This is a genomic window from Soonwooa purpurea, from assembly GCF_053891095.1.
Genome location: NZ_JBSSMA010000002.1, coordinates 119,695 through 139,067, shown reverse-complemented (window position 1 = coordinate 139,067; position 19,373 = coordinate 119,695). Strand labels below are relative to the sequence as shown.

Genomic DNA, 19,373 nt, shown 5'->3' with positions numbered 1-19,373 from the left:
AATCAATATACTAACAACAAAATTATGTTACAAGTTAATTTTTTACGCGAAGAAAAAGAGCGCGTTATTGAAGGTTTAAAGAAACGTCATTTCAAAAATTTAGAATTGGTAGATGCTGCCATTTCCGCAGACGACAACAGAAAAAAACTTCAATTCGACCTTGACTCCCAACTTGCTGAAATGAACAAAATTTCGAAAGAAATTGGCATCATGATGAAAGAAAGCAGAAAGGACGACGCCGAAGCTGCAAAATCCCAAACTGCGCAGTACAAAGAGTCGAGTAAAGAATTGCAACAGCAACTAAATGATGCTGAAAAAACTTTGTTAGATATTCTTTATCAAATCCCAAACATCCCGAACGATAAAGTTGTTGCGGGTATTTCTGAAGAAGACAATCAAAACATCTATCAATCAACACCAGTAGAAGGACTTGGCGAAGGCGCAATCCCACATTGGGAACTCGCAAAAAAATACAATCTTATCGATTTTGAATTGGGTGTAAAAATAGCTGGTGCTGGCTTCCCCGTTTATCTAGGAAAAGGTGCAAGATTGCAACGTGCTTTGGTGCAATATTTCTTGGACAAAAACACCGATGCTGGCTATCTGGAAGTTAATCCGCCACATGTTGTTAACGAAGCTTCTGGCTACGGAACGGGACAATTACCAGATAAAGAAGGACAGATGTATTATGTTGGTGCAGACGATTTGTATCTGATTCCTACTGCGGAAGTTCCGGTAACCAACATTTATCGTGATGTTATCTTGGACGAAAAAGATCTGCCTATCAAAAACACAGCTTTCTCACAATGTTACAGAAGAGAAGCAGGAAGTTATGGTGCGCACGTAAGAGGTCTTAACCGTCTTCATCAATTCGAAAAGGTGGAAATCGTAAGAATTGAAAAACCAGAAAATTCTTATGCTGTTCTTGAAGAAATGGTAGAGCATATCAAATCTATTCTTGAAGATCTAGAATTACCATACCGAATTTTAAGACTTTGTGGTGGCGATACAGGTTTTGCCTCTGCGATGACTTATGATTTCGAAGTTTGGAGTGCTGCACAAGAAAAATGGTTAGAAGTAAGTTCTGTTTCTAATTTTGAAACCTTCCAAGCTAACCGTTTGAAATGCCGTTACAAAACTGAGGGCAAAACACAATTGGTGCACACATTAAATGGTTCTGCAATGGCGCTTCCAAGAATTATGGCGGCTTTGTTGGAAAACAACCAAACACCTGAAGGCATCAGACTTCCAAAGAAAATTGCTGAATATGCAAGATTTGAATTGATTAATTAAAATTCAATTTTTTAAAAATAATAAGCATTTCCAAAGTCTAAGATTTTGGAAATGTTTTTTTTGAATAGAATTCAATTTCTTTAATTTGTGATGTTTAAAAAAATTTAAAACTTAATATTTTGAAAAGTTCCCTACAAAAATTTAAGATTTAATACTGCATTTTTCTAAGTTTTGGTGAAGTCGATCCAATAAATACTGCAGTCGCAAAAGTTAATGTACCGCCAATAACAACCGATCTTGCGACTCCAAAAATCTTCGCCATTACACCACTTTCAAATTGTCCCAACTCGTTACTCGACATAATAAATATAGAGTTAACGCTCATCACGCGACCACGCAATCCGTCAGGCGTTTTTAATTGAACAATCGTTCCGCGGATTACAACACTTATGCCGTCTAGCATGCCACTCAGCATTAGAAATCCAAATGACAGCCAATATAGCTCCGACAAGCCAAATCCAATAATACACAAGCCAAATCCTGCCGCAACTGCTAACAGAATTTTACCTTGATTGCGTTTTAAAGGAACAATAGACAAGAAAATAATAACGCACATCGATCCAATATCCGACGCGGCATTTAACAATCCAAAACCTTCGGAACCGACTTTTAGAATATCACTTGCAAAGACAGGAATCATCGCCACTGCACCACCAAATAACACAGCAAACATATCGAGCATTTGCGCCCCAAGAATTTCCTTAGTTCTCACAATAAAAGAAAGGCCTTCTTTAATACTTTGCCAAACTTTGGGCTTTTCATCGTGGTTTACAACAGGATGTTGTTTTTTAAGATTCCAAAAGAAAATAGAAGCGATAATCATACTAAAAACAATGACCACCAACGTATATTTGATAGTGATTAAAGCAATTAAAAATCCGCCAATAGCATGTCCAGAAACAGATGCTGTAAGAAAAGTCGCCTGATTCATCGTTACGGCATACGGAAGATTTTCCATCTTCACGATTTTAGGAATCATGGACGGAACCAAAGGTCCTAAAAAAGCACGACAAATCCCTGTAAAAAAAATAATTCCATAAATAAAATACGTGATTTCGTGCCCGGTAAAATGAAATTTGTGTCCCAAAAAAGCAGGAATTAAAAGAAAACTAATTAAAACGACATAAGCATAATTGCAGATTAAAAGCAATTTCTTTTTTTCGTTATTGTCAATAACATGGCCGGCATACAGCGCACTTCCAACAGCGGGAACAACTTCCGAAAGCCCTATTAAACCTATCGACAAAGGATCTTTGGTCAATTGATAAACCCACCAACCGAGCAATGTCGCCAACATTCTGAAGGCAAGTATCAAAAAAAATCTTCCCATAAGAAGATTCTTATATTCTTGATTTTTTAAAACTTTAAGAGGTTTTAATGATATCATTTAAAATTAATCTTTTCTAAAAAGATTTAGTAAAATTTTCTAAAAATTCAGCAATTTTCCGGTCATTAGCTAATCTAGGAATTTTATTTTGTCCTCCCAACTTGCCTTCGGATTTTGCATAATCTTGGAAAGCATTTTTCTTTAAATTTTTAATTTTTAAAGTTTGAAGAATATTTCCAGCAATCAAATCATCATAATAGGTATTCCGTGCTCTTAATTGTTGATCCAGTTCTAATCTAAATTGTTCTAAACTTTCCGGTTCTTTATCAAACTCGATAAACCATTCGTGATAAGGCAAACCTTCTACAGGATTGACTTGTGGCGCCAGATGGAACTCTGTGATTTGGCATGGGTGTTTTTCGACCGTTGCTTTCATGGCTTCTTCAACTTCGTAAGCGATAACATGTTCACCGAAAGCAGACGTAAAATGTTTGGTTCTTCCACTTACCAAAATGCGGTGTGGATGTTTGTCAATAAAACGCACAACATCACCAATAGAATAGGCCCACAATCCAGAATTGGTGGTCAGAATTAATGCATAATCTATATTGAGTTCAATATCTTTTAAAGTTAAGCGTTTAGCCTCTGGTTTTCCAAAATCTTCCAAAGGCACGAACTCGTAAAAAATTCCGTGATTGGTCAACAACAACAAGCCTTCTTTTTCAAAATCATCTTGAAAAGCGAAAAACCCTTCCGAAGCAGGAAATGTCTGTACAATATCTACAGGTTTTCCCAAAAGGTCATTCATTTTTTCACGATAAGGCTCATAATTAACACCACCTGTAATGATTAACTGCAAGTTTGGGAAGATATGGGTAATTTTTTTATGATGTCTTTCAATCAACTTTTCAAAATACATAATCAACCAGGGCGGAATACCGGAAATCAAAGTCATATTCTCATGTTCCGTTTCTTCCACAATTTTATCCACTTTGGCTTCCCAATCTTCGATACAATTGGTTTCCCAACTCGGCAATCTGTTTTTCTGTAAATAATTAGGAATATGATGCGCTACAATCCCAGAAAGTCGCCCTGTTTTTATCCCATTCACTTCTTCTAGTTTTGGCGAACCTTGCAAAAAAATCATTTTCCCGTTAACGAAATCTGCGTTATCTTTTTTAGAAATATAATGGAAAATGGCACTTTGTGCTGCAGCAATTTGGTAAGGCATTGCTTCTTTAGAAATCGGGATATATTTCGCGCCCGAAGTGGTTCCAGAAGTTTTCGCAAAATATTCTGGAAGTCCTGGCCAAAGGATTTTGGCTTGACCTTTTTTTATTTTTTCAATATAAGGGCGAAGATCTTCGTAATCCGAAATCGGAACTTGCTTTTGAAAATCGCCAATCGACTGTATCGTTTCAAACTGATGACTACGTCCGAATAAGGTTTTATCGGCAGTTTTAATTAAATCTAAGAGTAAAGCTTCTTGTTTTGCGACAGCATTCGTTTTAAAATCATGTGTTTTGACAACATGTTTTTTTGCCCAAATTTTGGCAATTGTTTTCTTTAAAAATCCTAACATAAAGTTGATTATTCGAGTCCAAATTTACCAATAGCTAATGAATTAAAACTCAGAATTATAAATAATTTAAATAAAAAAAGATAATTTGATATTATAATTCGTAAAAAACACTATATTTGCACCTCGAATAATTATATAAAAATCATAAACAATGTTTGCAATTGTAGAAATAGCAGGGCTTCAATACAAAGTTGAGCAAGACCAGAAGTTGTTTGTAAACCGTCTAGCAGGAGAAAAAGGAGCGAAAGTATCTTTCGACAAAGTTCTTATGACTGTTAACGGAGCAGTAACTGTAGGCGCCCCAGCTGTAAGCGGTATCACCGTAGAAGTAGAAATCCTTGACCACGTTCAAGCTGACAAAGTAATCATTTTCAAAAAGAAAAGAAGAAAAGGTTATGCTAAGAAAAACGGTCATAGACAACAATTAACTCAAATCCAAATCGTATCTATCACAGGATTCGACGGTGAGAAAAAAGCTAAACCAGCTAAAAAAGTTTCTAAAAAAGAAGAAACATCAGCTGAATAATTGTTTAATTTTAAAAAGCTAAAATAAGATGGCACATAAGAAAGGAGTTGGTAGCTCCAAAAACGGTAGAGAATCTCACTCTAAAAGATTAGGTGTTAAAATCTTCGGTGGTCAAGAAGCTATCGCTGGTAACATCATTGTAAGACAAAGAGGTACACAACACCACCCAGGTGAAAACGTGGGAATCGGTAAAGACCACACTTTGTTCGCACTAGTTGACGGTAAAGTCGTATTCAGAAAGAAAGCTAACAACAGATCTTTTGTATCTGTAGAAGCTAACGCTTAATCTGACATACTTAAAACATAAAAAAACCTCGCAAATCGAAGGCACTGAAAAAGTTCAGTAAAAAAAGAGTAAAAACTATAATGTTTTTGCTCTTTTTTTTTGTATCTTAAATGAGTATTTCAAGAGTTAAATGATGTTATTACAGCAACAAAAAATGCAATTGAGTTCCTATACTGAGTTGTATGATTTAGTCGTTCCAAAGGAAAATCTACTTCGTAAAATTAATGAACTGATTGATTTTTCCTTTATCTATGAAGAGCTTTTGAATAAATATTGTTTAAACAATGGGCGCAATGCAGAAAGTCCAGTTCGGATGTTCAAATATCTGCTTTTGAAAAGCATTTACACCGTTTCTGATGTGGATGTGGTGGAGCGTTCCAGATATGATATGTCGTTCAAATATTTTTTGGAAATGACGCCCGAAGAAGATGTTATTAATCCCAGTTCTCTTACAAAATTCAGGAAATTACGCTTGAAAGACTCCGATTTATTGAACCTTTTGATTGGTAAAACCGTAGCGATTGCTATCGAAAAAGGCATCATCAAATCCAAATCCATTATTGTAGATGCTACGCATACTTTGTCGAGAAGCAACCCATTTTCTACGATAGAAGTGCTTCGAGAGCGCTCCAAACTGCTTCGCAAAACCGTTTATCAGTTTGATGAAGAATTTAAAACCAAAATGCCCTCAAAAAATATTGAAAATAATGTAAAGAAAGAATTGGAGTATTGCCGAGAACTTGAAAAGCGCATTAAAAATGAAGCCTCTATCAGTGAAATCCCTGCAGTAAAGGAAAAATTAAATCTTTTGAAAGAATTGGTGGAAGATACTGATGAGCAAATGATTTATTCAAAAGATGCAGATGCTAAAACAGGTCATAAATCTGCTGACAGTTCATTTTTCGGTTACAAAACACATATTGCAATGAGTGAAGAGCGGATTATTACGGCAGCTGTGGTAACTTCAGGAGAAAAAGGTGATGGTCCAGAATTGCCACAATTGCTAGAAATAAGTCAAGAAAACGGAATGGAAGTGGATACGGTTATTGGAGATTCTGCCTATTCTGGAAAAGAAAATCTGAAAATAGCCAGTGCGCAAAACATCAAAGTAGTCGCTAAATTAAATCCCTCTATTACTCAAGGTTTTCGAAAAGATGAGGATCAATTTGATTATAATAAAGATGCGGACAGATTTGTATGTCCTGCAGGACATTTGGCGATACGAAAAGCCCGACAGAACAGAAAAAATGTAGGCAAAAACCAGGTTGACACCTATTATTTTGATACCGAAAAATGTAAAGTTTGTCCTCTAAAAGAGGGTTGTTACAAAGAAGGAGCAAAATTCAAAACCTACTCGGTTTCCATTAAATCAGACTTGCATCAAGACCAAATGCTTTTTCAAGAAAGCGATGAATACAAGGAAAAATCGAAACATCGCTATAAAATAGAAGCCAAAAACAGCGAGCTGAAAAATGTACATGGTTACAATAGAGCCATTGCATATGGCATCGAAAATATGCAAATGCAGGGAGCAATGGCTATTTTCGCCGTTAATTTGAAGAGAATACTAAAATTAATGTAGAGAAATGGCTTCTTAATGCTGTCATTTTATTATAGGTCATCATCGCATTGAAATTAGCGGTAAAAAAATTCCAAAGATTTGAAATCGAAAAAAAATAAAAGAGTTTATGGCGCCGCAATAAACTCTTTTATTTAACTCAAATTAATGAGGTTTTTCAGTGCCCTCCAAATCTACGAGGTTTTTTTGTTTCACTTTTCTTCTTTTAACAATACATTTCCATCTGTTTTATTCACAATAAGCCTGCATTTTGTCACGCAGCGCAGCCCAATCTTTAGGCTCTATTCCATTGTTTTTAAGACTCACAAACACAACAGTCCCTTCGCCTTCCAAAATTGTTTTATTATCTAAACTAAAATGATATTGGTATGTACACGAGGTTTTACCCAACTTTGAGATAAACATCGTTTTGTAAATAATATCGCCCAAACGTGCTGGCGATTTAAACTGTGTTTTGATATCCACCGTCGGAATACCGCTATCCTGATGCATCTGCTCAAACGGATATTCTAAAACCTCACGAAAGAAATCTTCCATAAGCCCATTTAACATTTCAAAATATCGAGGATAAAATACAATTCCTGCGGGATCACAATGTTCGAAACGGATACGTTGTTCTTTAATAAATTTCATTTTCAAATTTTATTTTAAAGCTTGAGCTATTAAAAAGCCAGATCCTCCGCCCAATCCCGGCCCTGGATGTGTTGAAGCACCACTTTGGTAAAGATTCTTAATTGGCGTTGTATGATTTTTTGTTGACTTCAAAGGTCTAAAAACCAAATACTGTTCTATCTCACACAATCCGGCATACGGATCGCCACCAACAAGATTAATATTTAGCTCACTTAAATCTTTCGGTGAAATAACTTTTCTTGCGACACAAGCTGATTTAACATTACTAATATACTGACTAATTCTTTCTAGAACCCTATCTGCATAAGCTTCTTTGAGTTCTTCTGTCCATTCGCCATTACAAAGATGCGACAGTTGTCCTGCAGCGTCTTTTACTGGAAAATTAGGACATTCTGGAAGCTGAATCCACAAAACATGTTTGCCATCTTTTGCACGAGTAGGATCTGTCGCAGTTGGCTGACCAATAGCAATTGTTGGTTGCTCTGGTAATTCTTGGCATTTCGCCTGGATACAAGCTTTGGAAATATCATTAATACCATCCGAAAGATGGCAATAAGTCACTTTGGAAAGCGCCTCGTCATACCATTTCGGTTCTTCATTCATAACCACATGAATCTGCATATTTCCCATCCCGAAGCGATAATTTTCGGCATCATTTTTCACCTCATTAGAAACTTTTGCTGAAGATTTCAATAGATTTCCATAAAGTTGTTTTGGTGTAACACTTGCAACAACGTTTTTGGATTCAAAAGCTTTTCCATCTTTGGTACGAACGCCTTTTACTTTCTCGTCAACATCTACTAAAATTTCGTCAACTTCTTGGTTAAGTAAAATTTGGCCGCCATTTTTTTCGATAATATTTTTAAAAGCATCGACAATTTTGTAGCTTCCACCTTTCACCAAAGGTAAACTTACCAACTCTACTGTAAAAGCTATAATCTTCGCCATCGTTGATGAAAAAGGACTTTCAGGGGCAAGACCTGTATGCAAAATCCAAGGTGCAAGGCAAGCTTGCAATTCTTTTCCTTTATAATATCTCGGAAAATCGTTTCTGACATTAGCCACGAAAGAGCCGACTTTCTCGGTTGTATTTTTAATTTTATTCTTCCAAACGTATTTCGCAAGATAAGTCGCCATGGAAGTAGTCATCAAATCTTTTCCTAAAAAAGAAAAAAGCAAATCCGCATTTTGTTCAATAAAAGCAATTTGATCGCGATAACGATTCCCATCACCATCAAAAAGCCCATTATAGGTTTTATCATTTGTTGCTTTATCCGTCGTAATTAAAGCATAAGATTTATCAGACAATACCGTTCCTGTTGGCGTGGTTGTAGAAACAAACTCGACACCTTCTTTGTCCAAATCCTCTTTCAAAGCGGCGTACGCTGGCGAGGTCACAAACAATGGATATGCCGTGGAAAGGGTATCAATCATACATCCTGCCAATTCTTCGCTACGGATGCAGCCACCAAGAAATTCGGTTCTTTCTAGAAGCAATACCGATTTTCCAGACTTTGCTAAAAGACTAGCGCAAACCAAGTTATTGATTCCTCCTCCAACAAGAATAGTATGGTAATTTGACATACAATGATTTTTATTAAATTATTAAACCTTATAGGTTTGCGATAAGTTTTTCGGTTTCTTTTTTGTCATGATTCTGAATAGCCACCGACAAGATGTGCTGAACTTTTTCTTCGATATTCGGAACATTCATGTAATCTGTTGCATATTTATTAAGCATTGCAAATTTGGAATGTCCTTTTTTATAAGTATCGCCATAACCCTTTTTCAGTCGATAAGAATTGGCAACTTCAATGGCTAAGTTGTAATTAACTTTAGTAATCGTTTTTATTCTTTCTAACCATTGATCGACATTCTCCATCTCTTCATAATGACGGAAAGTTTTCATACGCCATCCGCGCATGCCTCCCATCACATAAAGCATCAAAAAATTAAACAATCCTGTCGAGTGCATTCTTCTGTCTTTGTCAAACTTTCGTTTATAAAAGTCGCGCATTTTTTCATTATCGATGTACTTTTTGCCCAAGCTCGCCGGTAAAAACCCGATAACCTCCTCATAGCCTGGATGCAAATAATCTAATGTATTAACGATTTCGTTTTCTTTGGCACCAACTTGTTGATAGACTTCTTTTTGTCTGTATTTTTTGGTTTTTTCGTCAGACACAAAAATCAAATCGTCATAAGCCATTCCTACAGCTAAGTTCTTCGCGGTTTGTCTTGTTAACTGATAATTTTTATCCGAAGAATCTAAATTTAATATTTGTAAAACTTTCTCCAAATAGACCTTTCCATATTTTAAATCCTGAAAATCGATAACATGATTAAGTCCATGCCAAACGACGTCATGCGTTTCCATAGGAAATTTTGATTTCACTTCTTCTAAAATTTCATTTAATTTTTTAGATGAAACCGACGTTGGTAAAGCCTGGAACACCGCAGGACGTATATCCGGCAGATAAGGTTTGGGCTGCGAAATAAAATCTTTAATATATTGATAAGCTTCATTGAAAGAGTTAAGACTCTGTTTGATGCCTTTTCCGCCAGAATTTTCGATCACTTTGATAAATTCATCTTTAGAGAACGGCAACGTTCCACTTGCTGCCAAAGCTCCAAACAAACTAGAAGATACAATACTTCCGTTTTTGGTTGCAATGAGTTTAAGATTTCCGAATAGCGATTTTTTAGAATACTTTTCGGTCATTTCAAAAATTTTCGCGCCATCTGCAATGCCATCTCCCGAACTTTCTTTTTCACGAATCGCCAAGTTACGATTGGTCGAGAAAATCATCGTTGTCTTTTTGGAAACAAAGCCGCGTTGAATGGATCTACCCGCTTCCATTAATTCCGTCGCCATCAAAATATCCACATCGTGTGGACCTGGCATTTGGGAAAGTACGGGCGTTTTTTCTGCTACGTTATCTTGCAGATTTTTGGTTGGAAATAATTCGATATAATAAACAGTTGCGCCCGTTCTTTGGGCAACTCCCGCAATATAAGTGTATTGGACAAAATAGCCATTGTTCTCCGCAAGTTGTGCAATCCAACCTGTAAGAACGCCGCCACCATCGCCTCCAACTGCTAATAAAGCTATTTTAATAGGTTCTAAAGTTTTCATGCCAATTGTCTTTTTTTCTCTCTTCTATTTTGTAAATAACTAAAAATACTTTGCTTCACGTTGTGTTTAAACTTTTCCCAACTTGTTGGGTTCTTAACCACTTGTGCTTTATAAAATGATGGGCATAATACTGCTGCTTCTGCCACCTCACCACAATTACCACAAGCCACACAAGAAGAATCTATTGTTGCAATAGGATCTTCGCGCAGCGGATTATCGCTGTAGGTCAACGTCAACGATGGACAACCTGAAAGTCGCATACACTCGTGATCGCCTGTACAAACTTTGGAATCTACGCCGAACTTCTCGTTGACAACGCGTTTTTTTTCTTCTAGTTTTTTCTTTTTCACTTTGTTATCACGTCGTTGCTTATTCAGCATACATTCGGATTGTGCAATAATGACTTTTGGCCCTTTTTCGTTTGACGTTAAAGCTTTGGTAATCACTTTTACCATTTTATCAACATCATAAGTATTATCAATAAAATCGACATGTTTGACGCCAACACCGTGAACTGCTTTTTCAATCGGATTATTAATCGTTCGGATTTTATTATTAAATCTAGACGATGGTACATCCTGCCCTCCCGTTGCTGCAGCATAATTATTATCAATAATAATTGTTAAACCATCATTATTATTAAAAACAGCATTAGTAATACCCGTTGTCAAACCGTTGTGCCAAAATCCGCCATCTCCCATTATGGAAATAACGCGTTTTTGTCCATTATCTTTTCGGACAAAGTCCATATTAAATGCCGAAGCCGAAGCGCCACCTAAACCGTAACCCATCGTGGTAGCACCAATATTAAATGGGGGTAAAATAGAAAACAAATGACAACCAATATCTGCCGAAACGTGATAGTCACCCATATTCTGTTGCACCAATTTTAAGGCTGCAAAAATTGGGCGTTCTGGACACCCAGTACAAAAACCTGCCGGTCTTGCAGGTACTGCTTCTGATAAAGCTTTGGCATCTTCCGCCAAAATGTTAATAGAACCTTCTCGTTCTGAGATTTCAATTTCTTTTTGATAAAGATTAAAAAATTCCGACAAGGCTGTTTCCAATCGTCCGATGGTATAATCGCCACCCATCGGTAACAAATCTTTACCGTGAAGTTTTGTTTTCACTTCCTTATGGAACAAGGTCAAACCAATACTTTGTTCGATATAATTAGGCTGACCTTCTTCAACAAGAAGTACGGCTTTTTTACCTTTACAAAATTCTAAAACCTCATCATCAATCACAGGATAAGTTACGTTCATCACATACACTGGAATCTTGACATTACCCAAATGATCTGATAAATCGAATTGAATTAATGCGCGATTCAAGTTATTAAACAAAGCCCCTTGAACAATTATTCCGATATCCTCACGATCTCCCGACAAAAATTCATTCATTTTATTATCTTTAATAAACTGAATAGCAGCCGGTAATCGACGTTTAATTTTATCTTCCTCTTGTAGGAAAGACGCTGGCGGAAGGACTATTTTATTGAGATCCCGAATTGGATTGTTAAGCGCCTCCGCTAAAGTATATTTTGGTGTTTGATTGTCTTTGGCCACAAATTGCCCGTACAAATGGCAAGATCTAACTCTTAATTCCAAAAAAACGGGCGTGTTACTCGCTTCCGAAAGCTGAAACGCTTTTTCCGTAAAGTGGACAATGCTTGGTAAATTTGGTCGTGGATCGATCAACCACATCTGAGATTTCATCGCAAAAGCATGTGTTCTTTCTTGCATAATACTCGAACCTTCGCCATAATCTTCACCGATAATAACCACTGTTCCACCCGTAACGCCAGACGACGCCAAGTTTGAAAGCGCATCCGAAGCTACATTGGTCCCAACCGTCGACTTCCATGTTACCGCACCACGCACGGGATACATTACAGATGCCGACAACATGGCTGCCGCACCTGCTTCCGAGGCACTATTTTCAAAATAAACGCCCAGTTCTTTCAAAAGTGGATCTGCATCTGCGAATACATCCATAAGATGCGAAATCGGCGACCCCTGATAACCTCCAACATAGCCAACACCACATTGCAGCAAGGCTTTAGTTACGGCTAAAATCCCTTCTCCATGGAAAATTTCGCCTTCTTTTAATCGTAATTTTTCAACTTCTTGCTTAAACGAACGTTCAGCCATAACTCCAACATTTTAATTTAATTCAAACTAAGAAATAATAAGATTTTTTTAAACAATTGCTAAAACTCTTAGCGGACTTCCAGAGCCGTCCTCAATTTTTAAAGGTGCTGCAACAATCACTGCTCCTTTTGGAGGTAATTGATCTAGGTTTTTCAAACATTGCAAGCCATATTTCCCTGCACCATGCATCAACGTATGACACGGCAATTGAAACTCCCAAGTAAAAGACATCCCGGCATCTGTATTAACGGTTTCAACACCGAAGCCCAACACATCTTTAGAAATCATATATTCCACCGCTTCTTTATTTGGGCCTGGTGTATGATTCAGTCCATTTTCATCTGTATTTGTAAAAGCTTCATCCAAGGTTTTTTTGCTCCAATCGGTACGGAATAACACCCAAGCACCTTTCTCGAGTTCGCCATGTTGCTTTTCCCATTCTTGGATAAATTCTGGTGTTAATACAAAATCTGGATTTTCTGAAACTTCTGCACTTGCATCTATTACACAAGCGCCTGCCATCATATTTTCCACTGGAATGTTGTCAACAGTATTGTTGCTATGATTTTTTCCAGTTATCCAATGTGAGGGCGCATCGAAGTGTGTTCCAAAATGCTCGCCGACCGTAAAGTTATTCCAGTACCAACCTGGTCCTTTTTCGTCATAACGGCAGATTTGTTCTTTTTTGAAAGTTGCGACTTGTCCCATTTCTGGTGGAAGCGCTAAGGCTGGAAAACTTTCGTTAAGTGTATGTGTTAGATCAACGATTTTCTTCGATTTTAAAATATCTAATAAATTGCTCATTGGTGTATGTTTTATTTTTGAAGTTGGTGACTTACTGGTTTTAATTCACGTTTCATTTGTTCAAATTCTTCGCGGTCTTTTTTAGCTTTCATGTACTCTGTTGCAACGCCTCCCATATAAGGATATGGTGCACCAATTGACATGGGATCATTTGCTTTGTATTGCTCATAAGCTTTAGCTGTAAGAACAAAATAAGGATCTGTTAACAGAGAACGTCCCAAAGCAACCATATCCGCACGCGCATTTAGCAACAAGGTGTTGATTTGATCAATGCTTTCAATACGACCAGAAGTCATGGTTGGTATATCGACTGTATTTCTGATCCATTCGGAAAATGGTGTTTGCCACATTCTTCCCATGAAAGGTTTTTGATCGATTACGGTATTTCCTGTACTTACATTTAACATATCAACGTCCAAAGATTTCAATTGTTTTGCGACATATTCCACCTCATCTTTTGTAATACCTTCAGGATGCCAGTCGGTAACATTTAGTTTAACAATTAAAGGAACATCGCCAAGAACTTCCTTTATCGCTTTTACAATTTCTAAAGGATATTTCGCTCGGTTTTCAATATTTCCCCCATATTGGTCTTGTCTCTTATTGGTCAAAGGCGAAAGGAATGAAGCCAATAAAAACCCATTATGCATTTGTAATTCCACCGCATCAAAACCAGCTTCCAGAGCGCGTTTAGCTGCATCAACAAATTCCATTTTCACCGTTTTGAGATCCTCAATATCCATTGCTTTTGGCGTTGGAAATTCTGGCCGAAAGGCAATTGCATCTGCAGAAATTAATGGCCACGCGCCTTCCTCAAGATGTTTTCCTAAGTTAGTCGATTGGCAAGAACCTTTTCTGCCCGAATGCCCAATCTGCACAGCAATTTTAGAATCTGTATGTTGATGGATAAACTCTGTAATGCGTTTCCAAGCTGTAACCTGTTCGTCATTATAAAGTCCATAACAACCTGGCGTGATTCTTCCCGTTGGTGAAATTGCCGCCAAACCTGTAGTTATTAAACCTGTACCACCAACAGCACGTGAGGTCAAATGCACGAAATCCCATTCACCAGGAATACCGTCCACAGATTTGTATTGCCCCATCGCACTCATAGCGATGCGGTTGTGTAATGTTAATTTTCCTAATTGATAAGGCGTAAATGCAGGAGGCGTATTAAGATCTTCTGACCCAATTTTTTTATTAAAATTCTGAATAATTCGTTCTGCATATTTCTTATCACGGCGCGCTTGATTCTCGATGGTAATTTTTTTACTTCGAGACATCACCGCAAAACTGAAGGTGTCAAAATCCAACTTCATGTGGCGGTCCATATCTTCAAACCACATCAAAGAAACGTCTGCAGCATGCTGAATCATATCTACTGGCGTTCTGCGGCGTTTGGTATAATCCTCTAATGCATTTTGCATATTGTCTTGATTGGCAACCACGGCATCCGAAAGTCCTATCGCACAATCCATCGCCAATTTGGTTCCTGATCCAATAGAATAATGGGCCGATGTTTTGGCATCACCAATCAGTGCTTTGTTGTTAAAATACCAATTGGCATTATAAACTCTAGGAAAAGTCCGCCACCAAGATCGATTACCAATCAACTTATGCCCATCTAATTCTTCCTTGAAAAGCTCTTCCAATTTTGCTAAAGAACCCGCTTCATCCTGTTCTACAAAACCCGCTTTGTCGTAAGTCTCTTGAGAACACTCGAAAATAAACGTGCTTTTTCCTTCTTCATATTGGTAAGAATGTGCACAAAAAGCACCGTAAGGTGTATTTCTAAAAAAATAGGTAAAAGCGTCTAGAGGCTTGCTTGTTCCGCACCAGATGAAACGGTTTTTACGCATTTCTGTTTCGGTACCAAATTCGTTTTCAAATTTTCCACGCATGGAAGAACTAATACCGTCAGCAAATAAAACCAAATCGCTATCATCAAATTGTGATACATCGTTAACGCGGGTTTCAAAGTGAAGATTAACACCTTCTTCTTTGCAGCGCTGTTGCAAAAGCTCTAGCAAAGTTTTGCGAGAGCATCCACAAAAGCCATTCCCTTCAATCCTGACAATTTCTCCATCACGGGCAACGTCCAGATTATCCCAATAGGCAAAGCTATTTCGGATTAACTCATAAGAACGTTCGTCGTAAGACAAAAACTCACTAAGCGTTTCGTCCGAAAAAACTACTCCAAAGCCAAAAGCATCATCAGGTTTGTTTTGTTCATAAATATCAATTTGCGCATTTGGAATTCTTTTCTTTGTTAAAATTGAAAAGTACATTCCACCTGGTCCTCCTCCAATTACCGTTATTTTCATGAAAAATAATTTTAAGCTAAATGCTATATAAGTTATCTAATACCTCTCTCTGCCAAGATCGGCAAAACATTATCTCTAAAATATGGAAACTCTTTTACATAATCGAAAAACGACAAAGTTGTTCCTCCAAAACCGGCATCATGCAAAGCACAAATCTTATCCGCAACTTGCTGTGGTGTGCCAACTAACTGGAAGCCACCATGTCCAAGTGCCATGCTTTCTCTAATCTCCGCTAACAAATCATGAGGAAAACTATGCGCGTGTGCAAACTGCAAATTAACCAGATTGTCAACAGCACCGTCATCAATATTATCAAGAATTCTTTTCTTTTCGGCAAGCGCTTCTTCCTCTGTTGGTCTACAGATTACATGAGAGAAAGTCAACACACCGATTTTTTTATTTTCTGCTTCTGCTTGTTTTTTAAGTTCAGCGATTTCAGTTTTAGAACGTTCAAGATCAATGGCTGGTGTGAAAAGATAATTCACGTTATTAATTGCAAAAGAACGACCTTGTGGCGAACCTGCCGCATTAAGAATTGGCGGTGTTTTTTCCAGCAATGGATTTCCGTAACTTCCTTTGGTTTTAAAATACGTTCCGTTCCAGTCAAACCTTTCTTTTGTTGTCCATAATTTTTTCACAAAGTCAATCCATTCTTGCGCATAAGCATAACGCGTTTCGTGATCGTTTGGTAAATCTAAACCTAAGGCATCATATTCTGGCTTATTCCAACCAGCAACGATATTAAGACCGACGCGATCGCCACTTATTTTTGCCATGGTTGCGATTTGTTTCGCTAACACCAAAGGATGATTAGCAACAGTATGAACGGTTGCAAAAATCTGGATGTTTTTAGTTTTTGCCAGCAAAGCAGTTGCCCAAGTTACTGTTTCTAAAACCTCACCATGAAAGTCTGTCTCACCACCATAACCTACCCAACGTGCGATAGGAAGCATAAAATCGATACCCGCCTCGTCAAGCAACACGGCAAGTTTTTCATTGTTTTCCCAAGTTGCTTTCCAACGGTCATCAAGCTTGGAAACGGTCATTCCACCGCCGCAATTGGTTGAGAATGTACCAAGTATAAATTTATTTTTTTCTGTAAAAGGATGTGAACTCATTATAATATTTTGAAATTTGAAATGGAATTAAATTACTTTAATTCTCTAAATTGTCCTCGGTGAAAAAGAATGGGATTACCATCTTCTTCTGAATAAAAATCTAAAACTTCCCCAATATAAAGGGTGTGATCGCCCGCCAAATGCGAGGAATGAACTTTGGTTACGAAATGCGCTAAGGCATTTGGCAAAACAGGAACGTCGTCATACTCAACAAAATCTACCACCAAGTCTGGATTGTGTTTTCCTGCGAAGTGGTTGCAATGCTCCAAATGATCATCTTTAAGAATACTTACGCCATATACGCCAGAATTTTTAATCGTCTCGAGCATCTTTTGATTGTTACCAATGGAAACGGCAATTAATGGCGGATCCAAAGAAACAGAGATAAACCCATTAGCCGTCATCCCATGCACTGTACCATCTTCTTTTTTACTCGTGATAATTGTAACACCTGTAGTAAAAGTCCCACAGGCATTACGAAAGGCTCTGCTGTCAAACTCTTTAATTTCCATAAGTTTTATTTTAAGCGTTTTCAGCGATTAATTCGTCAGTCTTTACTGGATCCAACCACCAAGGGAAGAATTGTCTAGGATCATTAAAATTATTAGCAAACAAATGTGCTAATTTTGGTTGAGAAGCTGCCGCACCTAAGAATTTAAGAATATGTGGTGGCGGTGGGCCTAGCAATGTATTTGTCCAAAATGCTACGTCTTTAATAGCTTCCCAATATTGGTCAAAAGTACCTTGCATCCAAGCTTCATCAAAAGCTTGATCGCCTCTTTCTAAAATAGAATCATAATAAATTTTGGTACACTTCGAAGCGTTATTAGAACCTTGTCCTGTAATTGGATCATTAACAACAACAACATCCGCAATTCCGAAAACTTTTCTACCAGAAGGAAGTGTCGCTATTGGCTTTCTCACCGTTGGCGCAAAACGTCCTGCCAAAATACCGTTATCATCTGTTAACTCTACATTTTTACAACGTTCGTACTCCCAAGGTAAATAGGTTTTAAGAATTTCTAAACTTTTAGCCAAGTGTTCTTCTGGTGTTTTGATGTCTTGCCAACAATCCATTGGACCACCAACAATACCTTCTAAAACCATAATTTCGCAAGGACCATTAATAGTTTCGCTTGGGAAAACAAAATATTCTCCAACACCAGGAATTAAATTAAATGCCACTTTGGAAAATGGCTTATTAGGTTCCATGTTTTTCACATAAGTCAACGCCAAAGCACGCATCGGTTTGTCATACATACTTTTTTCAGCATCTCTCTCGAACATTTGCACAATACTTCCTTTACCTGCTGCAAGAATGGTCAAATCGCTTTCTGCAGTAATATCTTCTAGATCGTTTTCATCAACATCTTTAATGATGATTTTACCACCCATTTCTTCAAATTTCTCCATCCAGTAAAGCATCTTGATACGTTGATCGACTGCATATGCAGGCTTATCCAATTTCCCTGCCCAAGTGAATAATTTTTCTCCTGGTTTTTCTGGATGAGGCACTGTGATACCCAAGCCTTCAACTGGCGGACAAGTATCTTCCCAATAATTAATACCTAACTCTCTTTCATTTTCCAAAGCCATGTCAAACATACACTGGCTCGACATTACTTTTCCATTTTTAATTTGCTCAGGCGTACGATTACTATAAATTGTTACATCGTAACCTTTTTGTACTAAGCCTAAACCTAGCTGCAGGCCGGATTGCCCCGCACCTACAATTGAAACTTTTCTTGACATATATTATAATTTGCTTATTGGTTTTTCATTAATTTTGACATCAACGGATAATGTTGCTCTGGCCCCATAGCACTATAGCCACCATCCACAACAATCTCCGAACCCGTCATATAACTAGCATCATCAGACGCTACAAAAGCTACCGCATTCGCTATTTCTTCTCCATTAGCCACACGACCAATAAGATTATAAGCTTTCGTAACTTTATCCGCATGCGCACGATCATTCTGAGTTAAACCTTCGAAAGGCGCAGACCAAACATGCCCTAAACGCACCATGTTAACACGAATACCGTCCGCTGCATATTCAACAGCCTGGGTTTTATTAAGATGGATTAATGTTGCCTTTGATACAGGATAGGCCCAGCGTTCAATATGAGGAAAAGCTCCAGATATTGAGCCCGTATTAACAATGCAACCTTTTGACGCCTTCAAATAAGGACGTGCCATCTCACCCAAAATTGCTGCCGCAACAGCATTTACATTAAGTGTATGGAGCCATGTTTCACGAGTGGTCTTAGCGCCATCATCACCATAAGATGCAGCATTATTTACTAAAACATCTATTTTACCGAATCTATTTACGCATTGCTGAATCAGATTTTCACAATCTTCATCTTTAGTAATATCTGTATGAACAAAGAACGCGTGTTCTCCTAAGCGCTCTTGGGCCGCCTTGCCCATATCATCTGCAATATCAGCAATCACAACTCTAGCCCCTAGATCAATCATTTTCTTTGAAATCTCATAACCGATTGAAGCAACGCCCCCCGTTATTATAAATACTTTATCTTTTAATTGAACCATAATAATGAATTTTCATATTAATATTTTGTAATGTTTGGGTTTTGCTAAAGTATA

Annotated in this window: 16 protein-coding genes; 4 read left to right on the top strand and 12 right to left on the bottom strand. The window is 37.6% G+C overall.

The features are described from left to right. Positions 1–24 precede the first annotated feature (24 nt). On the top strand, positions 25–1,293 hold the full coding sequence (gene serS, locus ACVFVN_RS02440; RefSeq protein WP_456234031.1) for a serine--tRNA ligase: 1,269 nt from the start codon (positions 25–27) through the stop codon (positions 1,291–1,293). Between the two features lie 148 nt (positions 1,294–1,441). On the opposite strand, the gene ACVFVN_RS02435 is transcribed toward serS, so the two are convergent. Both ACVFVN_RS02435 and ACVFVN_RS02430 read right to left on the bottom strand, forming a co-directional pair. Beyond that, positions 1,442–2,680, bottom strand: coding sequence for an MFS transporter (locus ACVFVN_RS02435; RefSeq protein WP_456234030.1), 1,239 nt, complete (start codon positions 2,678–2,680; stop codon positions 1,442–1,444). 16 nt (positions 2,681–2,696) lie between these two features. Further along, the gene (locus ACVFVN_RS02430) at positions 2,697–4,202 is read right to left on the bottom strand and encodes a GH3 auxin-responsive promoter family protein (protein WP_456234029.1); all 1,506 of its coding nucleotides are present in this window, start codon (positions 4,200–4,202) and stop codon (positions 2,697–2,699) included. Between the two features lie 151 nt (positions 4,203–4,353). Between ACVFVN_RS02430 and rplU the strand changes: the two genes are divergently transcribed. From rplU to ACVFVN_RS02415, 3 genes are all read left to right on the top strand, one after another. Beyond that, on the top strand, positions 4,354–4,728 hold the full coding sequence (rplU, locus tag ACVFVN_RS02425) for a 50S ribosomal protein L21 (protein WP_456234028.1): 375 nt from the start codon (positions 4,354–4,356) through the stop codon (positions 4,726–4,728). Positions 4,729–4,756: 28 nt separating this feature from the next. Then, positions 4,757–5,014 (top strand): 50S ribosomal protein L27, encoded by a 258-nt coding sequence (rpmA, locus tag ACVFVN_RS02420; protein WP_165135550.1) that lies wholly within the window; start codon positions 4,757–4,759, stop codon positions 5,012–5,014. A gap of 133 nt (positions 5,015–5,147) precedes the next feature. Then, positions 5,148–6,596: an IS1182 family transposase gene (locus tag ACVFVN_RS02415; RefSeq protein WP_456234187.1), complete on the top strand. Its 1,449-nt coding sequence runs from the start codon at positions 5,148–5,150 to the stop codon at positions 6,594–6,596. Between the two features lie 225 nt (positions 6,597–6,821). Here the strand turns inward: ACVFVN_RS02415 and ACVFVN_RS02410 are convergent, their stop codons facing one another. From ACVFVN_RS02410 to ACVFVN_RS02365, 10 genes are read right to left on the bottom strand one after another with little or no spacing between them, the layout of a single operon-like run. After that, positions 6,822–7,226 carry an acyl-CoA thioesterase gene (locus ACVFVN_RS02410; protein WP_456234027.1) on the bottom strand — a complete coding sequence of 135 codons (405 nt, stop codon included), beginning with the start codon at positions 7,224–7,226 and terminating at the stop codon, positions 6,822–6,824. Between the two features lie 9 nt (positions 7,227–7,235). Continuing rightward, on the bottom strand, positions 7,236–8,810 hold the full coding sequence (locus tag ACVFVN_RS02405; RefSeq protein WP_456234026.1) for a phytoene desaturase family protein: 1,575 nt from the start codon (positions 8,808–8,810) through the stop codon (positions 7,236–7,238). A 28-nt stretch (positions 8,811–8,838) separates the two neighbouring features. Next, positions 8,839–10,362 (bottom strand): indolepyruvate oxidoreductase subunit beta family protein, encoded by a 1,524-nt coding sequence (locus ACVFVN_RS02400; RefSeq protein ID WP_456234025.1) that lies wholly within the window; start codon positions 10,360–10,362, stop codon positions 8,839–8,841. Next, positions 10,359–12,515: a thiamine pyrophosphate-dependent enzyme gene (locus ACVFVN_RS02395; RefSeq protein WP_456234024.1), complete on the bottom strand. Its 2,157-nt coding sequence runs from the start codon at positions 12,513–12,515 to the stop codon at positions 10,359–10,361. The genes ACVFVN_RS02400 and ACVFVN_RS02395 overlap by 4 nt, the downstream gene beginning before the upstream one ends. A 48-nt stretch (positions 12,516–12,563) precedes the next feature. Continuing rightward, positions 12,564–13,319: a cyclase family protein gene (locus ACVFVN_RS02390; RefSeq protein ID WP_456234023.1), complete on the bottom strand. Its 756-nt coding sequence runs from the start codon at positions 13,317–13,319 to the stop codon at positions 12,564–12,566. Positions 13,320–13,330: 11 nt separating this feature from the next. Next, positions 13,331–15,643 carry an oxidoreductase gene (locus tag ACVFVN_RS02385; protein WP_456234022.1) on the bottom strand — a complete coding sequence of 771 codons (2,313 nt, stop codon included), beginning with the start codon at positions 15,641–15,643 and terminating at the stop codon, positions 13,331–13,333. A gap of 32 nt (positions 15,644–15,675) precedes the next feature. Beyond that, complete coding sequence (locus tag ACVFVN_RS02380) at positions 15,676–16,761, bottom strand: LLM class flavin-dependent oxidoreductase (protein ID WP_165135529.1); 1,086 nt, start codon at positions 16,759–16,761, stop codon at positions 15,676–15,678. A 32-nt stretch (positions 16,762–16,793) separates the two neighbouring features. Next, entirely contained in the window at positions 16,794–17,273 is a 480-nt protein-coding gene (locus ACVFVN_RS02375; RefSeq protein ID WP_165135526.1) for a flavin reductase family protein, read from the bottom strand. Between the two features lie 10 nt (positions 17,274–17,283). Next, positions 17,284–18,513, bottom strand: a complete 1,230-nt coding sequence (locus ACVFVN_RS02370) for a styrene monooxygenase/indole monooxygenase family protein (RefSeq protein ID WP_456234021.1) — start codon at positions 18,511–18,513, stop codon at positions 17,284–17,286. Between the two features lie 14 nt (positions 18,514–18,527). After that, entirely contained in the window at positions 18,528–19,319 is a 792-nt protein-coding gene (locus ACVFVN_RS02365) for an SDR family oxidoreductase (protein WP_456234020.1), read from the bottom strand. Between the last annotated feature and the right edge of the window lie 54 nt (positions 19,320–19,373).